The following is a 26,168-nucleotide window of genomic DNA, read 5'->3' on the forward strand; positions in this document are numbered from 1 at the left end:
GGAGCCACACAGCATGAGCAGCCTGGTTCGCGAAATTCCTGCCGCGCCGTCGGCGATCGCCTTGATGCACTTCAGTAACCGTCTGACCTTTGAAACCGATTGTTCCGACGTCTTCAGCAGCCAGGAGGCGGGGGAGGTCGATTTTGTGCTGGTCGATGTGCGCGGTCCGCAGGCGTACGAGCGCGGTCATGTGCCGGGCGCCATCAATATTCCGACCCGCTTGCTGACAGCCGAAGGCCTGGCGGACTACGCGACAAGCACACTGTTCGTGGTCTATTGCGCCGGCCCGCATTGCAACGGCGCCAACAAGGCCGCGGTGAAACTGGCGGCGTTGGGTTACCCGGTCAAGGAGATGATCGGCGGTGTGACCGGATGGCTGGACGAGGGCTTCAGCCTGAGTGTCGAACAGATCGCCAGAGCGCCGATTGGGTGCGAATGCTGACGCAATTTTCAGTCATTTCCTGAGCGAAATCAGAGTTTGTCCTACAGCCTTTGCACCATGTCGGCGCACCGTTGATCCCGGTCAACGCCTGCGCCGATTTTCTGTAAGTATTTGTCGCTTAAAAACAATTTACCCTGTGCGCGCCGCCATAGACTGCCGGCCACTTCGGTTTTTGCCGCTAAATGGCCATGACCGAACGCCAATCGAAAGCTGCCAATAAAAGCCTCCGCACACAGGAGTAATAAATGAAGAAGCTAGTGATGTTCGGTGCCCTGGCACTGTCGATGTTGTCCCTGACTGCTGTGGCCGAAGACGCCAAGCCGATCCGCCTCGGGATTGAAGCCGCTTACCCGCCATTCTCGATGAAAACCGCTGACGGCAAACTTGGCGGGTTCGACGTCGACATCGGTGATGCGCTGTGCAAGCAGATGGACGTCAAATGCGTGTGGGTCGAGCAGGAATTCGATGGCCTGATCCCGGCACTGAAAGTGAAGAAAATCGACGCGATCCTGTCCTCAATGACCATCACTGACGACCGCAAGAAGAACGTTGATTTCACCATCAAGTACTATCACACCCCGGCGCGCTTCGTAATGAAGGAAGGCTCCGGTGTCAAAGACCCGTTGACCGAGCTCAAGGGCAAGAAAGTCGGCGTGCTGCGCGCCAGCACCCACGACCGCTACGCCACCGACATGGCCAAGGACGCCGGGTTTGAAGTGGTGCGTTATGGCTCGCAACAGGAAGCCAACCTGGACATGAAATCCGGTCGTCTGGACGCGATGCTGGCCGACTCGGTCAACCTGAGCGACGGCTTCCTGAAAACCGACGCAGGCAAAGGCTTCGAATTCGTCGGCCCGACCTACGAAGACGCCAAGTATTTCGGCGGCGGTGCCGGCATTGCAGTGCGCAAGGGCGATACCGCGCTGGCCGAGAAATTCAACAAGGCCATCACCGAAATCCGCGCCAATGGCGAGTACAAGAAAGTCCAGGACAAGTACTTCGACTTTGACGTGTACGGCCATTAATACGCCGTAGAAAAAAGTGGCCCCGTGCAGACGGTGGCCACTTTTTTTGTGCCCTCCGTCTAGCGAGCAAGTCCCCTGTGGGGGCGGGCTTGCTCGCGAACGCGGTATAACATTCAACATAATCATTGATTGATACACCGCATTCGGCGGAACGCCGCCCGGAGTAAGCCCGCTACTACAGGGGATCTTCGCCGATTCAATTTTCAGGAGTTACGCATGCAACGCATCGACCATGTTCTGCCCTGGAGCCACCTGGGCAGCGAACGCTCCCTCAGCGTATTTCGTTACGGCGCGGGCAGCCGCAAGGTGTACATCCAGGCCAGCCTGCACGCCGACGAGCTGCCGGGCATGCGCACTGCGTGGGAACTCAAACAACGCCTTAACGAGCTGGAACAGCAAGGCCGCCTGCTAGGGGTGATCGAGCTGGTGCCGGTGGCCAACCCGATCGGCCTCGATCAGCACCTGCAAGGCAGCCACATGGGCCGCTTCGAACTGGGCAGCGGCAAGAATTTCAACCGCGCATTCGTCGAACTCAGCGCACCGGTCGCAGCGCGGATCGGCACGCGGCTGGGCAGCGATGCCGAGGCCAACATTGCGCTGGTCCGCCAGACCATGGGCCAGGTGCTCGATGAGCTGCCAGCGCCAGCTTCGCAACTTGAAGCGCTGCACCGATTGCTGCTGCGCCACGCCTGTAATGCCGATATCACCCTCGATCTGCATTGCGATTTCGATGCGGCGATCCACCTCTACGCGCTGCCGCAACACTGGCCGCGTTGGCAATCGCTGGCGGCTCGACTGAAGGCCGGGGTGGCGCTGCTGTGCGAAGACTCTGGCGGCAGTTCGTTCGACGAGTCGTGCTCGTCGCCGTGGTTGCGACTGGCGCAAGCGTTCCCGCACGCGGCGATCCCCCCGGCCAACCTCGCCACCACTCTCGAACTGGGCAGCATGGGCGACACCCGGGTCGATCAGGCCCAAGCCAACTGCGCAGCGATTCTCGGCTTTCTCGCCGAACAGGGATTCATCAGCGGCGAATGGCCGGCGGCGCCGCAAGAATGTTGCGAAGGCATGCCATTCGAAGGCACCCAATACCTGTTCGCCCCACACCATGGCGTGGTCAGCTTCCTGCGCAATGCCGGTGAATGGGTCGAGAAGGGTGATGCGCTGTTCGAAGTGGTGGACCCACTGAATGACCGCCTCAGCACCGTGTGCGCCGGCACCAGCGGGGTGTTGTTTGCGATTGATCGCGGACGGTATACCCAGCCGGGGATCTGGCAGGCCAAGGTGGCGGGGCGCGAACCGATTCGGGCGGGCAAGCTGATCAACGACTGATAGATCTGCAGCGAGCCCCGTCGCTCGCACTTTGAAATGCGTTCTCCTGTGGGAGCGAGCCTGCTCGCGAAGGGGCCATCGGCAACACCTTCAACATTTGGATCCTGACTGCAGAATGTTAGGCTGCCCCCGAACCCGACACCTCGTGAAGGAAGGCTTTATGTTGAAGGCGTTTGCCCTGTTAACCCTGCTGGCGTCCAGCGCCGTCCATGCGCAAACCACGCTACAAAGCGACCTGCCACTGAAGTACATCGAACAGGTTCACCCCGACGCGGACACCCGGCCGCTGGTGATTTTCCTGCACGGTTACGGCAGTAACGAAGCCGATCTGATCGGTATGAAGTTTCAGCTCCCGGCGCAGTACAACTACCTGTCGGTGCAGGCGCCGCTGGCATTGGGCGAAGGGCGTTTCCAGTGGTTTCGCAAGAAAGGCGAAGGCGCCTACAACGGTGAGACCGATGATTTGCAGGCCAGCGGCCAGAAGCTGCGGGAATTTGTCGCGCAGGCGGCGAAGAAGTATCACGCCAGCCCGGACAAGGTGTACCTGATCGGCTTCAGCCAGGGCGCGATGATGACGTACGAGGTGGGCTTGCGTCCGCCCGTGGCGGTCGGCGGCATCGCGGCGTTGAGCGGACGGTTGTTGCCGGTATTGAAAACCGAGCTTGCGGCCGAGCAGCCACCGTTGCCGCTGCACATCTTCATCGGCCACGGCACCGCCGATGATCGGGTGCCGTACCGTGACGGCACCGAGGCCAATGCGCTGCTGCAAAAACTCGCCTACACCCCCGAGTTTCACGCCTATCCCGGCGTCGGCCACAGCATCAGTGCGGCCGAACTGCGGGACTTGAACGCCTGGCTGCAGCGGCTCAATCCTTGAGGATCACTTGTCCTTGAGGATGGCCTTCACCAACGCATCGTGACCGCTCTTGTCGCTGGCGCGGGAAATCACCTGGACCAGCGCCATGCGCTTGCCGGATGCGGCGAGCAGGGTGGTGTTGAGAGTCTGACCGCCACCCTGAGTGGCGGTGCTGTCGACCTGCCGCACACCGAGACCGCTGCTTTTCTGGGTCAGACTCTTTTCGCTGAGCTTGTTGAAGTCCGGCAAAGCCTTGCGCTGGTCATCGATGAAACTCGCCAGGCTGCCGTCGAGAAATTCATTGTCGTTGTCCTTGACGCTGGCGCCACCGGCGATCTGGTTTTGCGCCGCGATGACCACGGTCTTGGTCGCCTGATTGGTGTACATCGTGCCACTGGCACCGGTCGGGCCGGCGGGCAGCGGGTCGGCGGTGAAGCCTTTGGGCAGGACGAAAGTGAACTTGCCGTCGAGCATCGACACGCTGTTGGTCGGGGCTTTTTCCTTGGCCTTGGCCGCTTGGGCATTGATGGCGCCGAGGCCGGCGACCGCCGCCAGCAACAGGACGACGGCTTTCTTGCTGAGCAATGACATGTGAATCTCCGAGGGATGGTCGCGCCAGGTCGGCGATGATCCCACGGAGCATGCATGGCATTCCAGCGCGGTTTGTCAGGCGTTTGCGTCAGCCTCGGGGTTGCGCTTCTTCGCCGGGGCCGGTCGGGCCAGCAGTTTGCGGGTGACGCCGAGCATCGCCACCGACACCGCGACACCGGCGATGAAGCCGCCGAGGCCGAGGGTTGGCAGGGTCAGCGCTGACACCAGGCAAAACGCCGAAAACGAGTACATGCCGATCGCCGTCGCCCGCAGCAATGCAGCGGTAAACGCCGGGCCACGGGTCTGTTGCGAGAATACCGCCATCACGCTGCCGAGCACCGGGAACACCGCGAGCAAGCCGCTCCAGCGTTCGCCCACGGTGCTGGCGAGCATCGTTACCAGCAGCGTCAGCGCCGCCCCGGCAAGCATCCGCCAGATCAGTTTGTCCGACTTCGGTGCCGGGCCGTTCAGCACCGGTTGCACGTGGGGGAACAGGTACGGCGCCGCCAGCAGGGCCGTCGCCGCTGCCGCAACCGAAAACGTCAGCGACGGTGGAATCAGCGACAACACCAGCGCCAGCAGCGTCCACACCGACAGGGAAACCGTCAGCGCCCACGGCCAGTTCGCTCGCTGCGCGACCTGCGCATAGGTGATGCAGAACGCGATCATGGCAAACATCGCCGACAGCGCTGCGACCGCCGATTGCGCGGCAAACTGCGGCCCCTGTTCAATGGCGAGGAAAAACAGAATCGGCCCGACCACCACCGGCAACCCCGACAACCACCCGGCCACGCTCGGCCCCCAACGCTTGCCGGCGAGGGAAATCAGCAGCAGAAAACCGGGGATCAGCAGCAGTTTGAGAATCAGCACGCGGGAGGCTCCGTCGGGTGAGAGAGGGCCACGTTAGCATTGCCACTCGCTGATTGCTGCATTGCTCTACAGAAATTGTATACAACATGCCGGGGTCGATCGCCGGCTATGCTCTGAGTATCGGGATTTACCGGAGTCGATGCCGCAATGAACAGAACGAAGGTGTTGCGTGGTTGCTGTGGCATCGGTTTGTGGGCCTTGTTGCTGACCCCGACCTGGGCCAATTGGCAGGACGCCGTGCCAGGCGCACAGGTCATTGGCAGCGGAAATTTCAGTGTGTTCGGTTTCGACGTGTACAACGCCCGGATGTGGAGCGCTGCACGGCCATTGTCGACCGAGCAGCCGTTTGCCCTTGAGCTGATCTATCGGCGGCATGTCTCGCGCGATGATCTGGTGCAAGCCAGCGTCGATGAAATCAAACGCCTGGGCGGTGCAAATGTCAGCCCGGCGCAACTGGCCGTGTGGCAAGCACAGATGCAACAGTCTTTTGTCGACGTGCAGGCCGGTACCCGGATTACTGGCGTCTACCTGCCGGGGCAGGGCGCACGGTTTTTTGTCGGGCAGCAGTTGCAGCATGAAATCGATGATCCGCAGTTTGCCCGGGCGTTTTTCAACATCTGGCTTGATCCGCGCACGCGCAATCCCGAGTTGCGCGAGCAACTGTTGGGCATGAATCGATAACGTTCAGCGGATTGCCGCCTTCAAGGCGTCGGCTGAAACGTCTAAGCTGCACCTTTCGAACTTGTTTCTGGATGTGTGCGTGAAATTCAGCTTGCCCAAAATCGCCACCGCGCCGTTCTGCCCGCCCGAAGTCGCCGGCAGTGTGGAAGTCGATCCCCGCGCTTCGTTTTTCAAACGCGCATTGCGCTTTGCCGGTCCCGGACTGCTGGTGTCGATCGGCTACATGGACCCGGGCAACTGGGCGACCGCCATCGAAGCCGGTTCGCGCTTTGGTTACAGCCTGCTGTTTGTGGTGTTGCTGGCGAGCCTGGCGGGCATGGTCGTGCAGTGCCTGTGCTCGCGTCTGGGTATCGCCACCGGACGCGATCTGGCGCAGCTGTCCCGCGAGCGCTACAGCACGCCAACCGCGCGCCTGCAATGGGTGCTGGCGGAAATCTCGATCATCGCCACCGACCTGGCCGAAGTGCTCGGTTGCGCACTGGCGTTTCACTTGTTGCTCGGCTGCTCACTGACCTTCGGCATTGCCCTGACCGCCTTCGACACGTTGCTGGTACTGGCCTTGCAAAACCGTGGCTTCCGCCGACTGGAAGCGATCATGCTGGTGCTGGTGGCGACCATCGGCGTGTGTTTCTTCGTCGAACTGGTACTGATCAAACCCTACTGGCCGGACGTATTCGCCGGGTTCAAACCGTCGCTCTCGTCGCTCAGCGATGCCGCACCGTTGTACCTGGCGATTGGCATTCTCGGGGCGACGGTGATGCCGCATAACCTCTACCTGCATACCTCGATCGTGCAGACCCGGATGATCGGCACGGACCTGGCGAGCAAGCAGGACGCGGTGAACCTGGCGCGCATCGACACCATCGGTTCGCTGGCACTGGCGCTGCTGGTCAACGCGGCGATTCTGATTCTGGCGGCTGCGGCGTTCCATCAGTCCGGGCATACCGACGTGGTCGACATTCAGGACGCCTATCACCTGCTCGACCCGCTGGTGGGCGGTGCGCTGGCGAGTGTGCTGTTCGGGGTGGCGTTACTGGCCTCGGGGCAGAGCTCGACCTTCACCGGGACCATCGCCGGGCAGGTGATCATGGAAGGCTATCTGAACCTGCGGATTCCCTGCTGGCAGCGGCGCTTGATCACTCGCGGGCTGGCGCTGATTCCGGCGTTCATCGGCGTGTGGCTGATGGGTGACAACGCGGTGGGCAAGCTGCTGGTGTTGAGCCAGGTGGTGTTGAGCCTGCAATTGCCGTTTGCGCTGTACCCGCTGATCCGCATGACCAGTGACAAACAGCTGATGGGGCCGTTTGTGAATCGGCTGCCGACCCGGGTGCTGGCGTGGGGCTTGTTTGCGGTGATCAGTGGGGCGAATGCCTGGTTGATTCTGCAGATGGCGGTGTGACTGAGGGTTTTGTGGCGTATGAACTGGCCCCTTCGCGAGCAAGCCCGCTCCCACTTTGGAATGTATTCCCCTGTAGGAGAGAGCCTGCTCGCGATGGCATCAGAACATTCACTGCAGATTGCAATGGACAAAAAAAGACCCGGTGCAACGCAAGTCGCACCGGGTTTTTTGTTGCCAGCGAGCAGCGGATGTCGTGGATCCACCGCCCGCCGTTGAACTCGATGTTTAAGCGCGTTCCAGCGCCAGCGCTACACCCTGACCGCCGCCGATGCACAAGGTCGCCAGACCTTTTTTTGCATCACGTTTGATCATCTCGTGCAGCAGGGTCACCAGCACCCGGCAACCCGACGCACCGATCGGGTGACCGAGGGCGATGGCGCCGCCATTGACGTTGACCTTGTCCAGATCCCATTGCAGATCCTTGGCCACCGCCAGCGATTGCGCGGCGAAGGCTTCGTTGGCTTCGATCAGGTCCAGTTGGCCGATGCTCCAGCCAGCCTTGTCCAGGCAACGGCGAGTGGCCGACACCGGGCCGATGCCCATGATCGCCGGGTCCACGCCCGCGTTCGCGTAGGCAGCGATTTTCGCCAGCACCGGCAAGCCCAATGCTTTGGCTTTTTCTGCGCTCATCAGGATCACCGCAGCGGCGCCGTCGTTCAGCGACGAAGCGTTGCCGGCGGTGACGCTGCCGTCCTTTTTGAACGCTGGACGCAGTTTCGCCAGCGATTGGGCGGTGGTGTCGCCACGCGGCTGTTCGTCGACCTTGAAGGCCACTGGATCGCCTTTGCGCTGCGGGATCAGGATCGGAGTGATCTCATCAACGAAGCGCCCGGCTTCGATCGCGGCGGCAGCTTTTTGCTGCGACGCGGCAGCGAAGGCGTCCTGCTGCTCGCGGCTGATGTCGTACTTGTCGACCAGATTTTCCGCGGTGATACCCATGTGGTAGTCGTTGAACGCATCCCACAGGCCATCGCTGATCATGGTGTCGACCATTTGCGCATGGCCCATGCGCAGACCGGTGCGAGCGCCCGGCATGACATAGTTGGACAGGCTCATGTTCTCCTGACCACCGGCGATGATCACCTCGGCGTCGCCGCAGCGGATCGCTTGCGCGCCCAGATGCAGGGCCTTGAGGCCCGAACCGCAGACCTTGTTCAGGGTCATGGCCGGGACGGCGTGGGGCAGGCCAGCCTTGATCGCGGCTTGACGTGCCGGGTTCTGGCCGGCGCCGGCAGTCAGCACCTGGCCCATGATCACTTCATCGACCTGCGCACCGTCCAGACCGGTCTGCTCAAGCAGTTGGCGGATCACCGCGGCGCCCAGGTCAACGGCGGAAACGCTGGCCAGCGAACCCTGGAAACTGCCTATCGCGGTACGCGTGGCGGCAACAATTACGACGTCTTGCATTTTCGAATTCCTCACTGGGCAGCGAACTGCATTTCCGGTACGTGATCCGGGACGATCAGTTTACCAGCGGTTTTGGCGACGATTTCCTCGACGCTGACGCCAGGAGCGCGTTCCTTGAGGACAAAAGCGCCATTTTCGATTTCCAGATAGGCGAGGTCGGTCAGCACGCGCTTGATGCACCCGGCGCCGGTCAGCGGCAGGCTGCACTTGGACAGCAGTTTGGACTCACCGTCCTTGGAGGCGTGAGTCATGATCACGATGATGTTGTCGGCACCGGCCACCAGATCCATGGCGCCGCCCATGCCCTTGACCAGTTTGCCGGGAATCATCCACGAGGCGATGTTGCCTTCGACGTCCACTTCGAATGCACCCAGTACGGTCAGGTCGACATGGCCACCACGGATCATCGCGAAGGATTCGGCGGAGTTGAAGATCGACGCACCGATCCGCGCGGTCACGGTCTGTTTGCCGGCGTTGATCATGTCGGCATCAATGGTTTCTTCAGTCGGAAACGGGCCCATGCCGAGCAGACCGTTTTCCGATTGCAGCATGACTTCCATGCCTTCGGGGATGTAGTTGGCGACCAGGGTCGGAATGCCGATGCCGAGGTTCACGTAGTAGCCGTCCTGCATTTCGCGGGCGACGCGCTGAGCCATTTGTTCGCGGGAAAGTGCCATGTTTTTATTCTCCGTCAGCCTGAATTATTTGCGGATGGTGCGCTGTTCGATGCGTTTTTCGAACGTGCCGCAAATGACCCGGTCGACGTAGATGCCCGGGGTGTGGATCTGCGACGGATCCAGCTCGCCGGGTTCGACGATTTCTTCGACTTCGACCACAGTGATCTTGCCGGCGGTGGCAGCCAGCGGGTTGAAGTTCTGCGCGGTGTGGCGGTAGATGACGTTACCGAAATGGTCGGCTTTCCAGCCTTTGACGATGGCGAAATCGCCGGTGATGGATTCTTCCATCAGGTATTTGCGCCCTTTGAACTCACGCACTTCCTTGCCTTCGGCAACCGGGGTGCCGACGCCGGTGGCGGTGAAGAAAGCCGGAATGCCGGCGCCGCCTGCGCGCATTTTTTCGGCGAGGGTGCCTTGCGGGGTCAGGATGACTTCGATGTCGCCCTTGAGCAGTTGTTCTTCGAACAGTTTGTTTTCGCCGACGTAGGAGGCGATGACCTTGCTGATCTGGCGGTCGGTCAGCAGCACGCCGAGGCCGAAACCGTCGACGCCGCAGTTGTTGGAGACGATGGTGAGGTCGCGGGTGCCTTTGCGCTTGATTTCGGCGATCAGGTTTTCCGGGATGCCGCACAGGCCAAAGCCGCCGGCGATCACGGTCATGCCGTCTTCAAGGCCCGCCATGGCTTCCTCATAGGAACTCACGCGCTTGTCGAAACCTGCCATATGCACCTCTTTTATTGTTTGTCGGGCGGCTGGCTAGCCGAATGACTGGAGTGTCTCGCTGGAGAATATATTTGTTAAGTTGATTTTTAAGGTCGATTGATTGATAAAGCTCAATAATTGATTGAATCCTGATACGGAAGCATAGCGTTCATGACCGTCAAACAGATCCGCGCCTTTCTCGCCGTAGCCCAGAGCCTGAGTTTCGCCGTGGCCTGCGAGCGCCTGCACCTGTCGCAATCGGCCTTGAGCCTGACCATCAAGGCGCTGGAGGAGGGCCTGGGCGGGCGCCTGTTCAGTCGCAATACGCGGAACGTGGCGCTGACCGCCGAAGGCGAATCGCTGCTGCCGCTGGCCCGACGTCTGATCGCCGACTGGGACAACGCCGAAGATGAAATGCGCCAGCGCTTCAGCCTGCAACGCGGGCGGGTGACGCTGGCGGCCATGCCGTCGTTTGCCGGCAACCTGCTGCCGCCGATCCTCAAGACGTTTCGCGCGCGGTATCCGAACGTCAACGTCACGGTCAACGACGTGATCAACGAGCAAGTGCTGGAAATGGTCCGCGACCGACAAGTGGAACTGGGCGTGGCGTTCGAGCCGATGCAGAACACTTCGCTGACGTTCACCCCGCTGTACATGGACCGTTTTGTCGCTGTGGTGCCGCAGGATTCAGCGCTGGCCGGGCTTAGCGATATCGACTGGCAGACCTTGCTGCAGGAACCGTTCATTACCCTGCAACGGCCGTCGACGGTGCGGGTGATGCTTGAAGAACACTTGCAGGCCCGGGGCATGAAACTGCCGGTGGAGTTTGAAAGCCATCAACTGGCAACGGTCGGGCGTATGGTCGCCAGCGGGCTGGGGGTCAGCGCGGTGCCGGCCTTGTGTGCCGAGCAGATGCTGGAGTTGGGCGCCTGTTGCCTGACCTTGAATGACTCGGTGGAGCGGGCGATTGGTGTGTTGACCGAACCGGGCAATGACCTGTCGGCAGCGGCGCAGGCACTGTTCGACATTCTCAAGGCTGAACACTGAACTTGAAACCTCTACCCCTGTAGGCGCTGCCCGCAGAGGATTGGTGCGTTCAGGTGGTCAAGTGTTGCGCCAGCAACGGCAGCAGTTGCTCGCATGACGCCTCGATCTTCAAATCGAGCAAATCATCCGCGCGGGTCTTGCCCAGATTGATCGCCATCAACGGCTTGCCGCGATCGGCGATTACCCGGCACAGACGGAACGCCGAATACGCCATCAGCGACGAGCCCACCACCAGCAAGCCCGCGGCATTTTCCGCTGCGGCCATGGCCCGTGCCGCCGTTGGCTGCGCCACGTTCTCGCCGAAGAACACCACGTCCGGCTTAATCCGTTCGCCTTCGCAATAGGGGCACTGCGGGGTCTGAAAGCGTGCCTCGAACGCCGGGTCGAGCAGCGTATCGCCATCCGGCGCCTGTACCGCATCGACGCCGGCCAGATACGGATTCTGCTCGACCATGCGTTGCTGAATGTCATCACGCGCGCTGCGCTGACCACAGTCCAGGCACAGCACCCGGTGCAGACTGCCGTGCAGTTCGATCACATCCTGACTGCCGGCCTGATCGTGCAGGGTGTCGACGTTCTGCGTGATCAAGGCGCTGATCCGCCCCTGACGCTGCAACTCGGCCAGCGCCGTATGCGCCGCGTTGGGTTGCGCCTGACGCACCCGTGGCCAGCCAAGCATGGCCCGCGCCCAGTAACGGCGACGGGACTCGGGCGCAGCGAGAAACTCCTGGTACATCATCGGCTGCCGGCCACGCCGTACACCTTCGCTGTCGCGGTAATCCGGGATGCCCGAGGGCGTGCTGATGCCGGCGCCGGTCAGCACCACAAAGCCGCCATCAGCCATGGCCTGGTACAGGGTGTCGAGATACGAGTAGTCGTTCATGCCATCTCCGATCCTGTGTCCTGTGTGTAGAGCGCCCGCCAGCTTCTAAACTTTGTCAGTCTAACGCCGATATGCAAAGCGCAAGAATGCAGCGTGATTGGCCTGTTGATCGCGCGCGTGCACCATTTCATTTATCGATCATGGACGGTTCAGTGCCTTATAAATATATTTCATCGATAGCACGCTTTTTTAGTGTCTGGTGCATGTTGTTCTGCTTGAGCGGTTGTAGCGGATTTTTTTCCGGAAACCGTGAAGTTCCCATCAGTCAGCTATCAATGAATGAGTTAACTCACTTTTTTGTCACGAGTGACTTCGGCTTTTCGATTCCATTTCTGAATGATCGAAAGCCCGGAACCATCGTATTTGTGATGAATTTCGACGGTACCAATAATGATCGGGAGCAGGTTCCTCCTGGTGAGACGAAGACTGTTGTCGCTCAGTTGTTCGACAGGATAGAAGGCAACCAGGTTGACAAGCCGCCCAGATATCCTGGATCGATGGTTCGAAAGGCGTACCTTCGTGGGCCAGGCTGTGCCGACAGCTATTGGTGCCTGCTCGATCAGGCGTTTGGACGTAGTTCTAGTGCCACAGCCGATGACGCTTTCGCGCAATTGAAACGATTTATCGCAGAAAACCCACAGGCAACAGAGGTCAAGGTGCTGGTGATCGGTTTCAGTCGAGGAGCCGCTACAGCCCGACACTTTTTGAACAAGGTTTACCAGGCGTCCACTCAGAGCACATTGGGTACCTCTGCCCCTGTATGGTCGTCGGCGATCCTTATCGAAACGGTAGCCACCGGGCAACATGGCATTCTGGAGCTGACGTTGCCTCCGAATGTGGAGTTTGCCTTGAACCTAGTGGCAAAAAATGAAACCCGTGCCCTTTTTCCTCCCGTCATTGATGCTGACCCTGACTACGAAAGGTATACCAACGGCCTTAAGGTCTATGGGATCAAAAAGCGAATTTTCACAGTTCGCCTGCCAGGTGCACATTCTGATCTTGGAGACTCCTACGATTCCGGTGCCGGGCCGCATGTGTCAAAGGTCGCAATCAACATTATCGAGAAGATGGGGCTCAAGACACCGTGTTCAGGCTTCTGTCCCGATGACCTCGTTGATATCAGTGTTTTGAAGCCATTTGACGGTTGTTCAGGAGCCGGTGGACAACTTAACAAGCGGATGGTCAGTGACGGGTTGCATGATTCCCGCGGCAAGCTGGATTTGTTGATGGGCGCACCATCGCCTTATTCCAAAGGATTTCATCGCGAAGATGATGCTGTGCAAGCTGCGCCAATGACAGACGAATTGGCGGACCGTCTTTTTTGGCACATTAATGACCAAGTCAACGCAAGGTCTTCTGATGTGGCGACGATTACCGAGTTTACCCAGCGAAATAATTTTGTATTTACACGTAGTTCAGGCTCGACGGACTGGAAGCAGATCGAGAGTGATGGGCAGAGCAAAGGGCGGTTGGGTTATTCGCTTGGCGTTCCAGCGTTGCTTTTTAAAGCTGGTAAATTGCCGCTTCCAGAGGCCGTTCTTGAAACGCTGAAAACTGAGAAGGGAGACGTCATCCTCGAAGCCGCATTGTTCAAATGCAGGTTCCATTGGTTCATCAACGGCTACATCCCCGGCGACCAATAGCCCGGGTTCGTTGTTCCCGGGCAAACAACTTGCCCGGGATTGACTCAGCTCTTACTTGCGCGCCTCCAAGATCAGATTGAACGGCGTTTGCGTCGCCCGGCGGAACTGTTTGAATCCGGCCTCGTTGAACACTTTGCGCAAGCGCATTTCACCCGCCTGTGCACCGAGACCGAGGCCGACTTCCTGCGACAGCGAGTTCGGCGTGCAGATAAAGGTCGATGCCGCGTAGAACAACCGGCCGACCGGGTTGATGTTGTCATCCAGCGTATCGTTGGCAAACGGCTCGACCAACAGCACCGTGCCGTCGTCCTTCAACGACTCGTAGGCATGCCGGGCGGCGCCGACCGGGTCGCCCATGTCGTGAAGGCAGTCGAAATAGCAGATCAGGTCATAGTCGCCGCCGGGGTAGCTTTTGGCGGTGTTCTGGAAGAATTTCGCCCGGCTGCTGACCCCGCCTTCTTCGGCGCGCTGAGTGGCGACGGTGATCGACGGCGCGTGGTAATCGAAGCCGACGAAGCGCGAGTTGGGAAACGCCTGGGCCATGATCACCGTCGAGGCGCCGTGTCCGCAGCCGATGTCGGCGACTTTGGCGCCGTCTTCGAGTTTGGCTACCACGCCGTCCAGCGCCGGCAGCCATTCAGCGATCAAGTGACCTTTGTAACCGGGACGAAAGAAGCGTTCGGTACCGGTGAACATGCAGGGGTGGTGATCGCCCCAGGGCAGGGCGCCGTTGCCGCGCATGGCCTTGACCAGTTTGTCCTTGTCGTGGAAAAACGACGCCACCACGCCGAGTCCGCCGGCCACGTACACCGGCGAGTCCTCGACGGCCAGCGCCAACGCCTGTTCCTCCGGCAGGCGAAACTGGCCATCGTGATGTTCCATGTAGCCGGACGCGGCATGCGCGCTGAGCCATTCGTGTACCAGTCGTGGGTTGCAGGTGGTTTTTTCGGCAAGGGCTTGCGGGGTGATTGGCTGACTGTCGGCCATCGCCCGGTACAGCCCGAGTTCTTCGCCAACGATGACGTTCGCCAGCATCGCGGCACCGCCCATGTCGTTGACCAGTTTGCCCATGAATGCGTTGAGCCTTGATTCGTCCATCATGAGTGCTCCTGATACAGGATCACCGTCCGGTGGCAAAACGTTGTCGAGGCATGGGCCGCAGGGCAGTGGTCACAGAAGTGGGCAGGGCACAGCTGACGTCGTCCTGCATTCCCCCTCGACTGGGTAATAAGTCAGTCTAGTCGGGCTGGGGCGAGATGCAGGCTTTGTGAACACCGCAAACCCAATGTGGGAGCGGGCTTGCTCGCGAAAGCGGTGTGTCAGCCCCCGATGGATTGACTGATCCACCGCCTTCGCGAGCAAGCCCTCTCCCACAGGGGATATGTGGTGCTCCGTCCCGCTGTGCATCGGCCGTCGCTGGCCGCACACATCAACGGCTCACAGGTCGCGCACCATGAGCCATTGGTCGTTGTCCCAAGCGCGGAAGCGCTCCAGCAACGTCCACCCACGCTTGGCGTAGTAATCCTGTTTGTTCTGCGTGTGCAGATAGAACCGCGCGAAGCCACGCTGCTTCGCGGCCTGACTGATACCTTCGATCAAACGTTCCGCCAGGCCGTGGCCCCGCGCCTGCGGGCTGACAAACACGCACGCCAGCCACGGGCCAAGATCCGGGCGCAGGGCCAGATCCGCCCGGGCCAGTGCCGCGCCGCCGAGCAGTCGGTCGCCATCCAGCGCAATCAGGCACGGCCAGTCGCCGTTGCTCTGGCCTGCGGCGAACTCGCGTTGCCATTCGGTCAAGGGTTGCTGAGCATATTCGTAGGCGAACTGGCGGTGGATCCACTCGGCGTAGGTGTCGCTGTGCTGCAGGTGATCGACGAGCCATTCGAGGCGCAGGGACATGTCGGGAATCCATTCTCGGAAGACGGGAAGGCATAAGAGCCGATTGCCCCGTGCAATGGCAATCCCGAGAGTGTTTCGAGGGCTTTACAAAATCCCGCCATTCATCGGCCCGGCCCTTGTTTTACCGGCTCTTCGGACGATTGGAGAGGACGCCGACGACCCTCGGCGCGATAGTGGGTGAGCAGGGCCACTGCCGGCCCTGTCACCGATAAAAAGAACGCGAGGTTGCCATGCCGAAATTCGTGATTGAACGCGAGATTCCTGGGGCCGGGACGCTGTCGGAGCAAGAACTCAAAGCCGTGTCGCAAACCTCCTGCCAGGTGTTGCGCGAACTCGGGCCGCAAGTGCAGTGGTTGCACAGCTATGTCACCGCCGACAAGATCTATTGCGTGTACATCGCGCCTGATGAGGAGCAAGTGCGCGAGCACGCCAGGCTCGGCGGTTTCCCGGCCAACAGTGTGGCGCGGGTGATGACGGTCATCGACCCGACCACGGCTGAATGAGGTCAACCCGACTGTAGCGGAGCGTGATTGATGAGCACCCCCATTGATCTGACGGGCCTCAAGGAGCGCCAGAAAGTTGCCTGGGCCAGCGGCGACTACGCGGTGATCGGCACCACCCTGCAAATCGTCGGCGAACACCTTGCCGAAGCTTGCGACCTGCGCTGCGACGAAGAGGTGCTGGATGTCGCGGCCGGCAACGGCAACGCCACCTTGGCGGCGGCGCGGCGTGGTTGTCTGGTGACGTCCACCGACTATGTGGCGGCGCTGCTGGAACGTGGCCAGGACCGGGCACGGGCCGAGCACCTGGACGTGACCTTTCAGGTTGCCGATGCCGAAGCGTTGCCGTTTGCCGATGAGAGTTACGACGCGGTGCTCTCGACTTTCGGCGTGATGTTTGCCCCGGATCAGGCCGCCGCAGCGGCGGAACTGGCGCGGGTCTGTCGGCGGGGCGGGCGGATTGGCCTGGCGAACTGGACGCCGGAGGGTTTCGTCGGGCAGATGTTCAAGGTGCTCGGTCGCCACGTGCCGCCGCCCGCCGTGGCTTTGCCGCCGTCTAACTGGGGCACTGAAGCCTGGTTGCACAGCCACTTTGGCGACCGTGAGTTCCTGCTGCAGATCACGCGCCGTACCTTCAACTTTCGCTATCGCTCGGCGGCGCACTTCATCGACATTTTCCGCCACTGGTACGGGCCGGTGCACAAGGCGTTCGCGGCGTTGCCACCGGAAAGCGGGCAAGCGCTGGAGAGCGATCTGGCGGATCTGCTCAACCGCTCGAACCGGGCGGGGGAAGGCTCGCTGGTGGTGCCGAGCGAGTATCTGGAGGTGGTCATCACCAGGCGCTGAATGTTCAGAACAATGACAAACCCCTGTGGGAGCGGGCTTGCTCGCGAAAGCGTCTGTTCAGTCACTAGTTCTTTCTAATGACCCGGCGCATTCGCGAGCAAGCCCGCTCTTGCAGGGGATGGTGTCTGGCTGGACTGGCCTATTTCACCTGCGGCCGATCAAACCATTCCAGCGCCGTGCGCCAGATACAGATGCCCAGAAAGTACGCCGACATCAGCAGCCACAAGCCCATTACCAGCGGATTGATCACCGGGTGGTTGAGCACCAGTGACAGGCTGCACAGCAGCCAGATCGCCGTCACCGCGATGTTGATCGGCATGAACCGGCGTACCCGGAACGGGTGGAGGAATTTCATTCGGGTGACGGTCAGCAGCGCCAGACCGATCACCGTCAACAAGGTGATCCAAGGCCCCGGGCCGATGATGTAAAGGCACAGGGCAACCACGTTCCACGCGGCGGGGAAGCCGACGAAGTAGTTGTCCTTGCTCTTCATGTTGACGTTGCAGAAACAGAACAGCGACGACACCAGAATCAGCGACACGGTCAGCAGCAAGGTGTAGTCGGGCAGGGGAATATAACGGTAGATGAACAGCGCCGGGATGAACACGTAGGTCAGGTAGTCGATCACCAGATCGAGAATCGATCCGTCGAAACTCGGCAGCACCGATTGCACATTGACCTTGCGTGCCAGCGCCCCGTCGAGACCGTCGACGATCAACGCCACGCCCAGCCACATCAGGCAGTGGGTCGGCTGGTTTTCCAGCAGCGCGAGGGTTGCCAGAAAAGCAGTGACCACGCCGGTCGCGGTAAAACCATGGGCGCCCCATGCTTTGAGCCTGGCGATGTGTACGGTCGATATCACGGGGGCGTTCTCCAGATAAATGAAGCAAGCCGGTTATCACCCTCGGGCAAAGGGTGCCGGCAAACCGGGTCGGGGTTGCAGCTATCGACCGGTTTGGCCGGGATAAGGTTCACCTCCTTTGAATCTTAGCTGGCCGCACAAAAAATACCTCGGCGAAATCCGCCGTCTGCGACTGGCGTCAGTCAAATGGTGTTGGCGCGATGGCTGTAGCGGTCTATCGTTGCCTGACGCAGTTAACGCCAATGCCTGAGGACGAGATCATGAACACCAGCGATTTGCTCGAACAACTGCTGCGGGGCCAGGCCTCGGCAGGACAATCCAGTGGAGCCTCCGCTGGCGGTGGTCTCAATGGACTGGGCGGTTTGCTCGGCGGTCTGTTGGGCGGCGGTGCGGGCAGCGGCGCCAACGCAGCGCCATCCGGTGGGCTGGGCGGCCTGGGCGGTTTGCTCGGTGGCCTGCTCGGCGGCGGTAGCGGCGGTGGATTGGGCGGTGCGCTCGGCGGCGCGTTGGGCGGCGGGAGTACGCAAAGCCGTTCCGGCGGCACCAATTATGCGGCGCTGGCGTCGCTGGGAATGATGGCGTTCCAGGCGTATCAGGCCTGGCAACGCAGTCAGGCCTCGGCCGCGCCACAACAGATCCCGCAAACGGCGGATCTGCTGGCCGGGCCAGAGGTCGAGGAACACAGCCATGCGGTACTGCGGGCACTGATTGCGGCGGCCAAGGCTGACGGGCAGATCGATGACCGCGAACAGCAGATGATCAGTGGTGAAATCAGCAAACACACTGACGATCCGCAATTGCAGCAATGGTTTGATGCCGAAGTGTCGAAACCACTGGATGCGAGCGAAGTCGCGCAGGCTGCCAAAGGTGACCCGGCCATGGCCGCCGAGATGTATCTGGTCAGTGTGATTCTGGTGGATGACCAGCAGGAAGCCGAGCGCAGCTATCTGGATGAACTGGCGGCTGCCTTGGGGATCGATCCGGATTTGCAGGTGCATCTTGAACAACAGGCCAAAGGTCCGGCCTGACCTCGAAAACCTTTGAAAGTACGAGCCTCGGGCGTTCCATCCGTCCGGGGCTTTTTTACGTCGATTGAATTTTTCCGGCGGCGCGTCGCTCTTCTGCATAACAGAGCCCCACTGCGACCGGTGCGCCATGAACAGGAACCTCGACGACTACAACCGCATGCGCGATTTCTCGGCGACGTCAGAGCCCGCCGCCGTCAAGCGCCGTGGCCGCAACAAGACCACTGAGCATGCCCTGCAGTTCTGCATCCAGAAGCACGACGCTTCGCACCTGCATTACGACTTCCGCCTGGAGCTCGATGGCGCGCTCAAGAGCTGGGCGGTGCCCAAGGGGCCGTCGCTCGACCCCAAGGTCAAGCGCCTGGCAGTGCATGTCGAGGACCATCCGCTGGATTACGCGACGTTCGAGGGCAGTATTCCCGAGGGGCATTACGGCGCTGGCGATGTGATCGTCTGGGATCGCGGCGTGTGGATTCCGCTGGAAGATCCGGCCAAGGCCTACGCCAAGGGCAAACTCAAGTTCGAGCTGCAGGGCGAGAAGTTGTCCGGTATCTGGAATCTGGTGCGCACGCATATGCCGGGCAAGAAGGAAAACTGGTTCCTGATCAAGCATCAGGACAGCGCCGCCCGCCCGCAAGACGACTACGACGTGCTCAGCGCAGAGCCGGACAGCGTGCTCAGCGAGCGGACCCTGATCAGCAAACCGAGGCTCGCCGCCGAGCAAGCCAAACCGCTGAAAAAAGCCCCGGCCAAACCGCGCAAGGCAGCGTCCGGAACGCTCACCGGTGCGCGCAAGGCCAAGCTTGCGGCGCAACTCAAGCCGCAACTGGCGACCCTGGTCGACAGCGCACCCGAAGGGCAGTGGAGTTACGAGATCAAGTTCGACGGTTACCGGATCATGGCCCGCATCGATCACGATCAAGTGCAGCTATTCACCCGCAACGGCCACGACTGGACCCACAAACTGCCGCAACAGGCGCAGGCGCTGGCCGCGCTGGGGCTGGAGTCGGCGTGGCTGGACGGCGAAATGGTGGTGGCCGACGAGCAAGGCGTGCCGGACTTTCAGGCGCTGCAAAACGCCTTCGAAGCCGGGCGCAGCGGCCACATTGTCTATTACCTGTTCGACTTGCCGTATCTCAACGGCGTCGACTTGCGCGAAGTGCCGGTCGAGGAGCGTCGCGCGGCGCTGTCCACGGTGTTGGGTGCGCACGAGCAGCCCCTGCTGCGCTTTTCCGAAGCCTTCGACGAAGCCCCGGACGCGCTGCTCAACAGCGCCTGCCAGATGCAGATGGAAGGGTTGATCGGCAAACGCCTCGGCTCGCCTTATGTGTCGCGGCGCAGCAGCGACTGGATCAAGCTCAAGTGCAAACATCGGCAGGAATTCGTGATCGTCGGCTACACCGATCCGAAAGGCGCGCGCAGTGCCTTCGGGGCGCTGTTGTTGGGTTTGCATGATCGCGACAGCGGTGAGTTGCGCTACGCCGGCAAGGTCGGCACCGGGTTTAACGACGCCACGCTGAAAAGCATCCTCGCCCAACTCAAGCCGTTGCAGGTGAAGAAGGCGCCAGTGGTCAATCCGCCAAGTGGCTTCGAGGCCAAAGGCGTGCACTGGCTCAAGCCGAACCTGCTGGCGGAAGTGGCGTTCGCCGAAATGACCAAGGAAGGCTCGGTGCGTCACGCCGTGTTCCATGGTCTGCGCAATGACAAACCGGCCAAAGCGATAACCGAGGAGCGCGCGAAAACCGTGAAGACGCCAGCCAAAGCCAGCTCATCAAAAAAAGCCGCTGCATCAACGAAAGCCGCAGCGTCGAAGACATCCGACGCTGCGCCGTCGCAGCTTGGCCTCGCCAGCGGCAAGGTGCGCATCACCCACCCCGACCGGGTGATCGATGCGGTCAGCGGCACCACCAAGATGCAACTGGCCGAGTATTACGCCAGCGTCGCCGAGTGGATCCTGCCGCAACTCAAAGACCGTCCGGTGGCATTGGTGCGGGCGCCGGACGGCATCGCCGGCGAACTGTTCTTCCAGAAAAACGCCGAGCGCCTGGCGATTCCCGGCATCACTACGCTGGACAAGGACGTCACCGGCCAGCCGGTAATGCTGATCAACAACGCCGAAGCGTTGATCGGCGCGGTGCAGATGAGCACGGTCGAGTTGCACACCTGGAATGCCACGACAGTCGATCTGGACAAGCCAGATCGCTTTGTCCTCGATCTTGACCCGGACCCTGCACTGCCGTGGAAAAGCATGGTCGAAGCCACCACGCTGACCCTGACCGTGCTCGATGAACTGGGGCTCAAGGCGTTTCTCAAGACCAGCGGCGGCAAGGGCATTCACCTGGTGGTGCCGTTGACCCGCAAGCATGGCTGGGATGAGGTCAAAGACTTCAGCCATGCGATCGTCAGTCACATGGCGAAGCTTTTGCCAGAGCGGTTTTGCGCAGTGTCCGGGCCGAAAAATCGCGTAGGGCGGATCTTCATCGATTACCTGCGCAACGGCTTGGGTGCTACTACCATTTGTGCCTACGCGGCGCGCACCCGCGAAGGGTTGCCGGTATCGGTGCCGTTGTTTCGCGAAGAGGTGGCCGAGATCAAGGGCGGCAATCAGTGGAACATCAGCAACGTCCATGAGCGCCTGAACGAGGTCGGCGACGCGCCGTGGGCTGACCTGAAGAAAACCCGCCAGAGCATCACCGCCGAGATGCGCAAGCGGGTAGGTATGAAAAAGTAATCAGGTGTCGCGCAGCAAGTCGTGGGCGTTGAGCAGCTCGAAGGCGATTTCGGGGTGGTTGTTCAGGCCCCGGCGAATTGCTGCCGGAATCGACTTGCGTGTCTTGCGGCACAGTCCCGGCAGCGCCTCGATCTGTATGTCGATACCGAGCATCGTGCGCACTTCATGAAAGCCCGGTGAGACTTCCACCCGTACGCCCAATTGCTCGTACATGCGGTTTTGCAGATGCCGCAGGTCGGCAAGATCCTTGAGTTGTTCCAGGCGAGCGAGGAGGATTTTTTCCTGCTCGCGAGTCAGCCGCAGGATGCGCAGATCCGTGCCGGGCGTCTCCAGCAATGATTCGCGCCCGCAATCGCAGGCGCCGGGCGGGCAAGGTGAGCGCAAAGGCACAACGGGCGCAAGAGTCGTCATGGCCTCCATCATAGAGGCCGTCGGACAGTTTTGCCTATGTGCCTTCAGCTGCCATCCATCGGCCGCGTTATCCCTGGCAGCTACTGATTCAGACCTTCGTAATGCACCAGAATCGCATTGGCAAGGTCTTCATCGCTGGCGTTCAGACCAGGGTTGTCGTGGCGTACCTGTTGCAACACCGACTCAAGATAAACCCCACGGATGGCCCCGCCGCTAGCGACAAACGCTGACAGGTCGTCGCGTGCCGGAATCACCATTTTGTGATCCTTGAAGGTCGAGTACAGCGAGGCGGAAACACCCGCCGAGGTGGCGACGTCTCCGGCATCGACACGAGCCAGAGCCGAGCCGACAGGGAGGCACAGCAGGAGAGAAGAAACGAGCACTAACTTGCGCATGACGGTGTTCCTCCACAAGCGCGAAGCAAAAAGGAAGGACTACATAATCTCAGAGGTGAACCGCTTGCCGGAGTTCCATTCGCACGCACGGATACTTGCTGAAACGCTCTGGGGCGGCGCATTCGCGCAAATAGGCTTAACTGAAATCCTGACAGGCGCATTCCAGCGAGCCTCAGGGAGGAACCCACGGTGTCGATCAAATTGCGTTTGCGGTTGCTGATTGCAACCAGCCTGCTGACGGCGCTGATCGTGAGTCTGGTCAGCTATGTGGGGAATATGCGCATGTCCGGCGCGGTGGACGACAATGCGGTGAGCATGACCGCGCTGCGCAATCACATGGAAGCCGACATGATGCACGACGCGCTGCGCGCCGACGTGTATTCGGCGATGCTGGTGGGCCTGGGCAAAAGCACTGGCACGGCGGCCGAGGTGCGGGATTCGATCAACGAGCACGCGACGCACTTTCGCGAGGTGCTGGAGGCAAACCTCAAACTGCCGGTCAACCCGACGATCAAGGCTGCGCTGGAACACATCAAGCCCAGCCTGGACACCTACATCGAGGCGGCCGGGCGCATCGTCGGCCTCGCACTGGACAACCCGGACAGTGCCCAGCGGGAACTGGGCACGTTCAATGCCGCGTTCAGTCAACTCGAAGCGCAGATGGCCGGGCTCAGCGAACTGATCGAAAGCAATACCCACGACACCCGTCACGCCACTGAAAGCGCCATTCGCAACGCCAACATCGCCCTCGGTGCGGTGTTGCTCGCCAGCCTGTCGCTGTTGTTGGCGCAAGGGCGCTGGGTGACCCGCAGCATCATGGGGCCGCTGAAGTCCGCCAACCACATCGCTCAAAGCATTGCCCACGGCAACCTCAGCGAAGCGATCAGCGAACCCGCCGGCAAGGACGAGGCCAGCACGCTGATCCGCAGCCTGGCGACCATGCAGCGCGATCTGCGCGACATGATCGACGTGGTGCGACGCAACGCCCATGGCGTCAGCGGCATGAGCGAGCAGTTGAGCCACGGCTGCCATCAGGTGGCCGACAGCAGTCAGCAGCAAAGCGCTGCCGCCGGCACCATGGCCGCTGCCGCCAGCCAGATGACTGCCAGCATCGAGGACATCACCCGCCACGCCGAACGTGCGCTGGGCATGGCCAATCAGGCCGAGTCGCTGGCCAAGAGTGGCGGACAGGTGATCCATCAGGTGGTCAGCGACATGGACGACATCGCCCGCTCGGCGCAGCAGTCGGCGCAGGTCATCCGCACGCTGGATCAGGAATCCGAAGGCATTTTCAACATCATTCAAGTGATCAAGAGCATTGCCGATCAGACCAACCTGCTGGCGCTCAACGCGGCCATCGAAGCGGCGCGGGCCGGTGAGCAGGGCAGGGGCTTTGCGGTGGTGGCCGATGAGGTACGCAGCCTGGCTGCGCGCACCAGCGCTTCAACCCAGGAAATCGCCGCCATGGTCGCGCGCATCCAGCACAGCACCCGCGAGGCGGTCAGCAGCATGGAGGCGGGTGTGGCGCAGGTCGACAAGGGCATGGCGGTCACGGCCGAAGTCGAACGGGCGATTCGCGAAATCCTCGACGCTACCCTCAGCACCACGCAACTGGTCAACGACATCACCCGCACCATCGGCGAGCAGAGCCAGGCCAGCAACGAAATAGCCCATCAGGTGGAAATGATCGCCGGCATGTCGGAGGGCAACAGCAAGGTAATCGGGCAGACGGCCAATACGACGGATGAGTTGTCGAGTCTGGCGGGGGCATTGGCGTTGTCGGTGGATCGGTTTCGGTTGTAGTGGGGAGTGTTTGAACTATCGCCATCGCGCGCAGGCGAAGGCCTGCAGGGGTTGGCAGTGTTATGTAGGCGTGAACCTGCTCGCGATGGGACCAGCCCGGGCACCACAGCTTTCGGGGTCATGTTCAGCCCGGATTGGCCGATAATGCCCAGAGCGGAAAAAGACTCTCAAGTCGGGAACAGACGCGCGGGTTTGCCCTGACGTGATATTCTTCGCGCCAACTTGGTTTGACCTTATTCAGTTTGCTTGCCGTTTGGCAGGCTGACGGAATCCCTGTCGCTCAAGTAGCTGAAGCCAATAATGATAAAAAGTCAGTTCAGAAGGGACATTAACTGAGGTCGATGCGGTACGTCGGCCTTGTGTGCCCACCCGTCAAAATTGCAGTGTGAAGGTGCCCGCGACCCTGGCCTGAGTGTCGCGAAAAAAGGCCCTCATACCCACAACAGCGGCGGGCGGAAGGCGTTTTATCATAGGTGTAACGGATGTTTAAGAAAGTGAACACAGCCTTGCTAGGGCTGGCTTTGGCGATGGGGATGTCGTCTGCCAATGCTGAAGAAGCGAAGAAAGTCGACGTTCTGCTGATCGGCGGCGGCATCATGAGCACCACCCTGGGTGTGTGGATCAATGAGCTGGAGCCTAGCTGGTCGATGGAAATGGTCGAGCGCCTCGATGGCGTCGCCCTGGAAAGCTCCAACGGCTGGAACAACGCCGGTACCGGTCACTCGGCGCTGGCCGAGCTGAACTACACCCCGGAAGACGACAAAGGCAACGTGACGATCCCGAAAGCTGTCGAGATCAACGAAGCGTTCCAGGTGTCCCGTCAGTTCTGGGCCTGGCAGGTTCAGCAAGGTGTTCTGAAGAACCCTCGCTCGTTCATCAACACCACGCCGCACATGAGCTTCGTGTGGGGTGATGACAACATCAAGTTCCTGAAAAAACGCTACGAAGCCCTGCAGGCGAGCCCGCTGTTCGCCGGCATGCAGTACTCCGAAGACCCGGCTGTGATCAAGAAGTGGGTCCCGCTGATGATGGAAGGGCGTGACCCGAACCAGAAAATCGCGGCCACCTGGAGCCCGCTGGGTACCGACATGAACTTCGGCGAAATCACCCGCCAGTTCGCCGGTTACCTGCAGACCAAGCCTAACTTCGACCTGAAGCTGTCGAGCGAAGTCGAAGACATCACCAAGAACGCCGACGGCACCTGGCGCGTCAGCTACAAAAACCTGAAAGACGGCACCAAGACCGAAACCGACGCCAAGTTCGTGTTCATCGGCGCCGGTGGCGGCGCTCTGCACCTGCTGCAGAAGTCGGGCATTCCTGAAGCCAAGGAATACGCAGGCTTCCCGGTCGGCGGCTCGTTCCTGGTGACCGATAACCCGGCCATCGCCGAGCAGCACCTGGCCAAGGCTTACGGTAAAGCTTCGGTTGGCGCACCGCCGATGTCGGTTCCGCACCTGGACACCCGTGTCCTGGACGGCAAGCGCGTTATCCTGTTTGGCCCATTCGCGACCTTCAGCACCAAGTTCCTCAAAGAAGGCTCGTACCTGGACCTGCTGACCAGCACCACCACCCACAACATCTGGCCTATGACCAAGGTCGGCATCAAGGAATACCCGCTGGTCGAGTACCTGGCCGGTCAACTGATGCTGTCGGATGAAGACCGTCTGAACGCGCTGAAGGAATACTTCCCGAACGCCAAAGCCGAAGACTGGCGCCTGTGGCAAGCCGGCCAACGCGTGCAAATCATCAAGCGTGATGAAGCCGCTGGCGGCGTGCTGAAACTGGGCACCGAAATCGTTGCTGCACAAGACGGCTCCATCGCCGGCCTGCTGGGCGCATCGCCAGGCGCGTCGACCGCTGCACCGATCATGCTGAGCGTGTTGCAGAAAGTCTTCAAAGACAAAGTCGCAACCCCTGAGTGGCAAGCCAAGCTGCACCAGATCGTTCCAAGCTACGGCACCCAGCTGAACAACGATCCGGCCAAAGTGGCACAAGAGTGGGCGTACACCGCCAAGATCCTCGAACTGCCAACGCCTCCGGTAATTGGTCAGGCGGCTGCTCCGGCGGCACCTGCAGCTGAAAAAGCTGAAGCACCAAAGGAAAATGCTGCACGTGACATGGCTCTGTAACTAGACGCCATTCGC

The 26,168-nt window shown here is 60.8% G+C and carries 25 protein-coding genes and 1 pseudogene; 15 read left to right on the forward strand and 11 right to left on the reverse strand.

The genetic code is table 11. The features are described from left to right. Positions 1-13 precede the first annotated feature (13 nt). From U862_RS0115740 to U862_RS0115755, 4 genes are all read left to right on the forward strand, one after another. Positions 14-442: a rhodanese-like domain-containing protein gene (locus U862_RS0115740; protein ID WP_025111264.1), complete on the forward strand. Its 429-nt coding sequence runs from the start codon at positions 14-16 to the stop codon at positions 440-442. A gap of 245 nt (positions 443-687) precedes the next feature. Further along, a complete protein-coding gene (locus U862_RS0115745) occupies positions 688-1,467 on the forward strand; it encodes an ABC transporter substrate-binding protein (RefSeq protein ID WP_025111265.1) in 780 nt (259 codons plus the stop codon). A 216-nt stretch (positions 1,468-1,683) separates the two neighbouring features. Further along, the gene (locus U862_RS0115750; protein WP_025111266.1) at positions 1,684-2,796 is read left to right on the forward strand and encodes a succinylglutamate desuccinylase/aspartoacylase family protein; all 1,113 of its coding nucleotides are present in this window, start codon (positions 1,684-1,686) and stop codon (positions 2,794-2,796) included. A 160-nt stretch (positions 2,797-2,956) separates the two neighbouring features. Then, entirely contained in the window at positions 2,957-3,673 is a 717-nt protein-coding gene (locus U862_RS0115755; protein ID WP_025111267.1) for an alpha/beta hydrolase, read from the forward strand. A gap of 3 nt (positions 3,674-3,676) precedes the next feature. Here U862_RS0115755 and U862_RS0115760 read toward each other — a convergent pair whose 3' ends face one another. Both U862_RS0115760 and U862_RS0115765 read right to left on the reverse strand, forming a co-directional pair. Beyond that, on the reverse strand, positions 3,677-4,243 hold the full coding sequence (locus U862_RS0115760; RefSeq protein ID WP_025111268.1) for a hypothetical protein: 567 nt from the start codon (positions 4,241-4,243) through the stop codon (positions 3,677-3,679). Between the two features lie 75 nt (positions 4,244-4,318). Continuing rightward, on the reverse strand, positions 4,319-5,113 hold the full coding sequence (locus tag U862_RS0115765) for a hypothetical protein (protein ID WP_025111269.1): 795 nt from the start codon (positions 5,111-5,113) through the stop codon (positions 4,319-4,321). Between the two features lie 147 nt (positions 5,114-5,260). Between U862_RS0115765 and U862_RS0115770 the strand changes: the two genes are divergently transcribed. Further along, positions 5,261-5,794: a chalcone isomerase family protein gene (locus U862_RS0115770; protein WP_025111270.1), complete on the forward strand. Its 534-nt coding sequence runs from the start codon at positions 5,261-5,263 to the stop codon at positions 5,792-5,794. A gap of 79 nt (positions 5,795-5,873) precedes the next feature. Then, positions 5,874-7,193, forward strand: coding sequence for an Nramp family divalent metal transporter (locus U862_RS0115775; RefSeq protein WP_025111271.1), 1,320 nt, complete (start codon positions 5,874-5,876; stop codon positions 7,191-7,193). A gap of 225 nt (positions 7,194-7,418) precedes the next feature. Here U862_RS0115775 and U862_RS0115780 read toward each other — a convergent pair whose 3' ends face one another. The 3 genes from U862_RS0115780 to U862_RS0115790 are packed head-to-tail and all read right to left on the reverse strand — an operon-like array spanning position 7,419 to position 10,000. Beyond that, positions 7,419-8,600, reverse strand: coding sequence for an acetyl-CoA C-acetyltransferase (locus tag U862_RS0115780; protein WP_025111272.1), 1,182 nt, complete (start codon positions 8,598-8,600; stop codon positions 7,419-7,421). Between the two features lie 11 nt (positions 8,601-8,611). Further along, the gene (locus tag U862_RS0115785; protein ID WP_025111273.1) at positions 8,612-9,277 is read right to left on the reverse strand and encodes a CoA transferase subunit B; all 666 of its coding nucleotides are present in this window, start codon (positions 9,275-9,277) and stop codon (positions 8,612-8,614) included. A gap of 24 nt (positions 9,278-9,301) precedes the next feature. After that, positions 9,302-10,000 (reverse strand): CoA transferase subunit A, encoded by a 699-nt coding sequence (locus U862_RS0115790; RefSeq protein WP_025111274.1) that lies wholly within the window; start codon positions 9,998-10,000, stop codon positions 9,302-9,304. A gap of 150 nt (positions 10,001-10,150) precedes the next feature. Here U862_RS0115790 and U862_RS0115795 point away from each other — a divergent pair, with 150 nt between their 5' ends. Beyond that, complete coding sequence (locus U862_RS0115795) at positions 10,151-11,026, forward strand: LysR family transcriptional regulator (protein WP_025111275.1); 876 nt, start codon at positions 10,151-10,153, stop codon at positions 11,024-11,026. A gap of 49 nt (positions 11,027-11,075) precedes the next feature. Here the strand turns inward: U862_RS0115795 and U862_RS0115800 are convergent, their stop codons facing one another. Beyond that, positions 11,076-11,909, reverse strand: coding sequence for an NAD-dependent protein deacetylase (locus tag U862_RS0115800; protein ID WP_025111276.1), 834 nt, complete (start codon positions 11,907-11,909; stop codon positions 11,076-11,078). Positions 11,910-11,995: 86 nt separating this feature from the next. On the opposite strand from U862_RS0115800, the gene U862_RS0115805 reads away from it, so the two are divergent. Beyond that, complete coding sequence (locus U862_RS0115805) at positions 11,996-13,552, forward strand: phospholipase effector Tle1 domain-containing protein (protein ID WP_157836072.1); 1,557 nt, start codon at positions 11,996-11,998, stop codon at positions 13,550-13,552. Positions 13,553-13,603: 51 nt separating this feature from the next. Here U862_RS0115805 and U862_RS0115810 read toward each other — a convergent pair whose 3' ends face one another. Both U862_RS0115810 and U862_RS0115815 read right to left on the reverse strand, forming a co-directional pair. Continuing rightward, the gene (locus tag U862_RS0115810; protein ID WP_025111278.1) at positions 13,604-14,650 is read right to left on the reverse strand and encodes a class I SAM-dependent methyltransferase; all 1,047 of its coding nucleotides are present in this window, start codon (positions 14,648-14,650) and stop codon (positions 13,604-13,606) included. Between the two features lie 339 nt (positions 14,651-14,989). Next, positions 14,990-15,451, reverse strand: a complete 462-nt coding sequence (locus U862_RS0115815) for a GNAT family N-acetyltransferase (protein ID WP_025111279.1) — start codon at positions 15,449-15,451, stop codon at positions 14,990-14,992. Between the two features lie 230 nt (positions 15,452-15,681). Between U862_RS0115815 and U862_RS0115820 the strand changes: the two genes are divergently transcribed. Both U862_RS0115820 and U862_RS0115825 read left to right on the forward strand, forming a co-directional pair. Then, positions 15,682-15,954: a DUF4242 domain-containing protein gene (locus U862_RS0115820; RefSeq protein ID WP_025111280.1), complete on the forward strand. Its 273-nt coding sequence runs from the start codon at positions 15,682-15,684 to the stop codon at positions 15,952-15,954. A 30-nt stretch (positions 15,955-15,984) separates the two neighbouring features. Next, positions 15,985-16,797 carry a class I SAM-dependent methyltransferase gene (locus tag U862_RS0115825; RefSeq protein WP_025111281.1) on the forward strand — a complete coding sequence of 271 codons (813 nt, stop codon included), beginning with the start codon at positions 15,985-15,987 and terminating at the stop codon, positions 16,795-16,797. A 139-nt stretch (positions 16,798-16,936) separates the two neighbouring features. On the opposite strand, the gene pcsA is transcribed toward U862_RS0115825, so the two are convergent. Continuing rightward, entirely contained in the window at positions 16,937-17,659 is a 723-nt protein-coding gene (gene pcsA, locus U862_RS0115830) for a phosphatidylcholine synthase (protein WP_025111282.1), read from the reverse strand. A 260-nt stretch (positions 17,660-17,919) separates the two neighbouring features. Between pcsA and U862_RS0115835 the strand changes: the two genes are divergently transcribed. Together U862_RS0115835 and ligD are read left to right on the forward strand one after the other, a co-directional pair. Continuing rightward, on the forward strand, positions 17,920-18,687 hold the full coding sequence (locus U862_RS0115835) for a tellurite resistance TerB family protein (RefSeq protein ID WP_025111283.1): 768 nt from the start codon (positions 17,920-17,922) through the stop codon (positions 18,685-18,687). A 127-nt stretch (positions 18,688-18,814) separates the two neighbouring features. Then, the gene (ligD, locus tag U862_RS0115840) at positions 18,815-21,415 is read left to right on the forward strand and encodes a DNA ligase D (protein ID WP_025111284.1); all 2,601 of its coding nucleotides are present in this window, start codon (positions 18,815-18,817) and stop codon (positions 21,413-21,415) included. Here the strand turns inward: ligD and U862_RS0115845 are convergent, their stop codons facing one another. Beyond that, on the reverse strand, positions 21,416-21,838 hold the full coding sequence (locus U862_RS0115845) for a hypothetical protein (protein WP_049828016.1): 423 nt from the start codon (positions 21,836-21,838) through the stop codon (positions 21,416-21,418). A gap of 68 nt (positions 21,839-21,906) precedes the next feature. Then, complete coding sequence (locus tag U862_RS0115850; RefSeq protein ID WP_025111286.1) at positions 21,907-22,221, reverse strand: DUF2388 domain-containing protein; 315 nt, start codon at positions 22,219-22,221, stop codon at positions 21,907-21,909. 660 nt (positions 22,222-22,881) lie between these two features. Here U862_RS0115850 and U862_RS31500 point away from each other — a divergent pair. The 3 genes and pseudogenes from U862_RS31500 to mqo all read left to right on the forward strand — a co-directional run. Then, positions 22,882-23,169: pseudogene (locus tag U862_RS31500) on the forward strand (HAMP domain-containing protein); the annotation flags it as partial. Between the two features lie 129 nt (positions 23,170-23,298). Further along, positions 23,299-24,024 (forward strand): methyl-accepting chemotaxis protein, encoded by a 726-nt coding sequence (locus U862_RS31505; RefSeq protein ID WP_371262579.1) that lies wholly within the window; start codon positions 23,299-23,301, stop codon positions 24,022-24,024. Between the two features lie 482 nt (positions 24,025-24,506). Next, entirely contained in the window at positions 24,507-26,153 is a 1,647-nt protein-coding gene (gene mqo, locus U862_RS0115860; protein ID WP_025111288.1) for a malate dehydrogenase (quinone), read from the forward strand. Positions 26,154-26,168: the final 15 nt, after the last annotated feature.

Source organism: Pseudomonas sp. H1h (genome assembly GCF_000633255.1).
GTDB lineage: Bacteria > Pseudomonadota > Gammaproteobacteria > Pseudomonadales > Pseudomonadaceae > Aquipseudomonas.

What these genes read in the sequence shown, in the direction of transcription:
- U862_RS0115740 (WP_025111264.1), top strand. Translation starts at nt 14, where the DNA reads ATGAGCAGCCTGGTTCGCGAAATTCCTGCCGCGCCGTCGGCGATCGCC.
- U862_RS0115745 (WP_025111265.1), top strand. Translation starts at nt 688, where the DNA reads ATGAAGAAGCTAGTGATGTTCGGTGCCCTGGCACTGTCGATGTTGTCC.
- U862_RS0115750 (WP_025111266.1), top strand. Translation starts at nt 1,684, where the DNA reads ATGCAACGCATCGACCATGTTCTGCCCTGGAGCCACCTGGGCAGCGAA.
- U862_RS0115755 (WP_025111267.1), top strand. Translation starts at nt 2,957, where the DNA reads ATGTTGAAGGCGTTTGCCCTGTTAACCCTGCTGGCGTCCAGCGCCGTC.
- U862_RS0115760 (WP_025111268.1), bottom strand. Translation starts at nt 4,243, where the DNA reads ATGTCATTGCTCAGCAAGAAAGCCGTCGTCCTGTTGCTGGCGGCGGTC.
- U862_RS0115770 (WP_025111270.1), top strand. Translation starts at nt 5,261, where the DNA reads ATGAACAGAACGAAGGTGTTGCGTGGTTGCTGTGGCATCGGTTTGTGG.
- U862_RS0115780 (WP_025111272.1), bottom strand. Translation starts at nt 8,600, where the DNA reads ATGCAAGACGTCGTAATTGTTGCCGCCACGCGTACCGCGATAGGCAGT.
- U862_RS0115785 (WP_025111273.1), bottom strand. Translation starts at nt 9,277, where the DNA reads ATGGCACTTTCCCGCGAACAAATGGCTCAGCGCGTCGCCCGCGAAATG.
- U862_RS0115790 (WP_025111274.1), bottom strand. Translation starts at nt 10,000, where the DNA reads ATGGCAGGTTTCGACAAGCGCGTGAGTTCCTATGAGGAAGCCATGGCG.
- U862_RS0115795 (WP_025111275.1), top strand. Translation starts at nt 10,151, where the DNA reads ATGACCGTCAAACAGATCCGCGCCTTTCTCGCCGTAGCCCAGAGCCTG.
- U862_RS0115800 (WP_025111276.1), bottom strand. Translation starts at nt 11,909, where the DNA reads ATGAACGACTACTCGTATCTCGACACCCTGTACCAGGCCATGGCTGAT.
- U862_RS0115805 (WP_157836072.1), top strand. Translation starts at nt 11,996, where the DNA reads ATGCAGCGTGATTGGCCTGTTGATCGCGCGCGTGCACCATTTCATTTA.
- U862_RS0115810 (WP_025111278.1), bottom strand. Translation starts at nt 14,650, where the DNA reads ATGGACGAATCAAGGCTCAACGCATTCATGGGCAAACTGGTCAACGAC.
- U862_RS0115815 (WP_025111279.1), bottom strand. Translation starts at nt 15,451, where the DNA reads ATGTCCCTGCGCCTCGAATGGCTCGTCGATCACCTGCAGCACAGCGAC.
- U862_RS0115820 (WP_025111280.1), top strand. Translation starts at nt 15,682, where the DNA reads ATGCCGAAATTCGTGATTGAACGCGAGATTCCTGGGGCCGGGACGCTG.
- U862_RS0115825 (WP_025111281.1), top strand. Translation starts at nt 15,985, where the DNA reads ATGAGCACCCCCATTGATCTGACGGGCCTCAAGGAGCGCCAGAAAGTT.
- U862_RS0115835 (WP_025111283.1), top strand. Translation starts at nt 17,920, where the DNA reads ATGAACACCAGCGATTTGCTCGAACAACTGCTGCGGGGCCAGGCCTCG.
- ligD (WP_025111284.1), top strand. Translation starts at nt 18,815, where the DNA reads ATGAACAGGAACCTCGACGACTACAACCGCATGCGCGATTTCTCGGCG.
- U862_RS0115845 (WP_049828016.1), bottom strand. Translation starts at nt 21,838, where the DNA reads ATGATGGAGGCCATGACGACTCTTGCGCCCGTTGTGCCTTTGCGCTCA.
- U862_RS0115850 (WP_025111286.1), bottom strand. Translation starts at nt 22,221, where the DNA reads ATGCGCAAGTTAGTGCTCGTTTCTTCTCTCCTGCTGTGCCTCCCTGTC.
- U862_RS31505 (WP_371262579.1), top strand. Translation starts at nt 23,299, where the DNA reads ATGGCCGCTGCCGCCAGCCAGATGACTGCCAGCATCGAGGACATCACC.
- mqo (WP_025111288.1), top strand. Translation starts at nt 24,507, where the DNA reads ATGTTTAAGAAAGTGAACACAGCCTTGCTAGGGCTGGCTTTGGCGATG.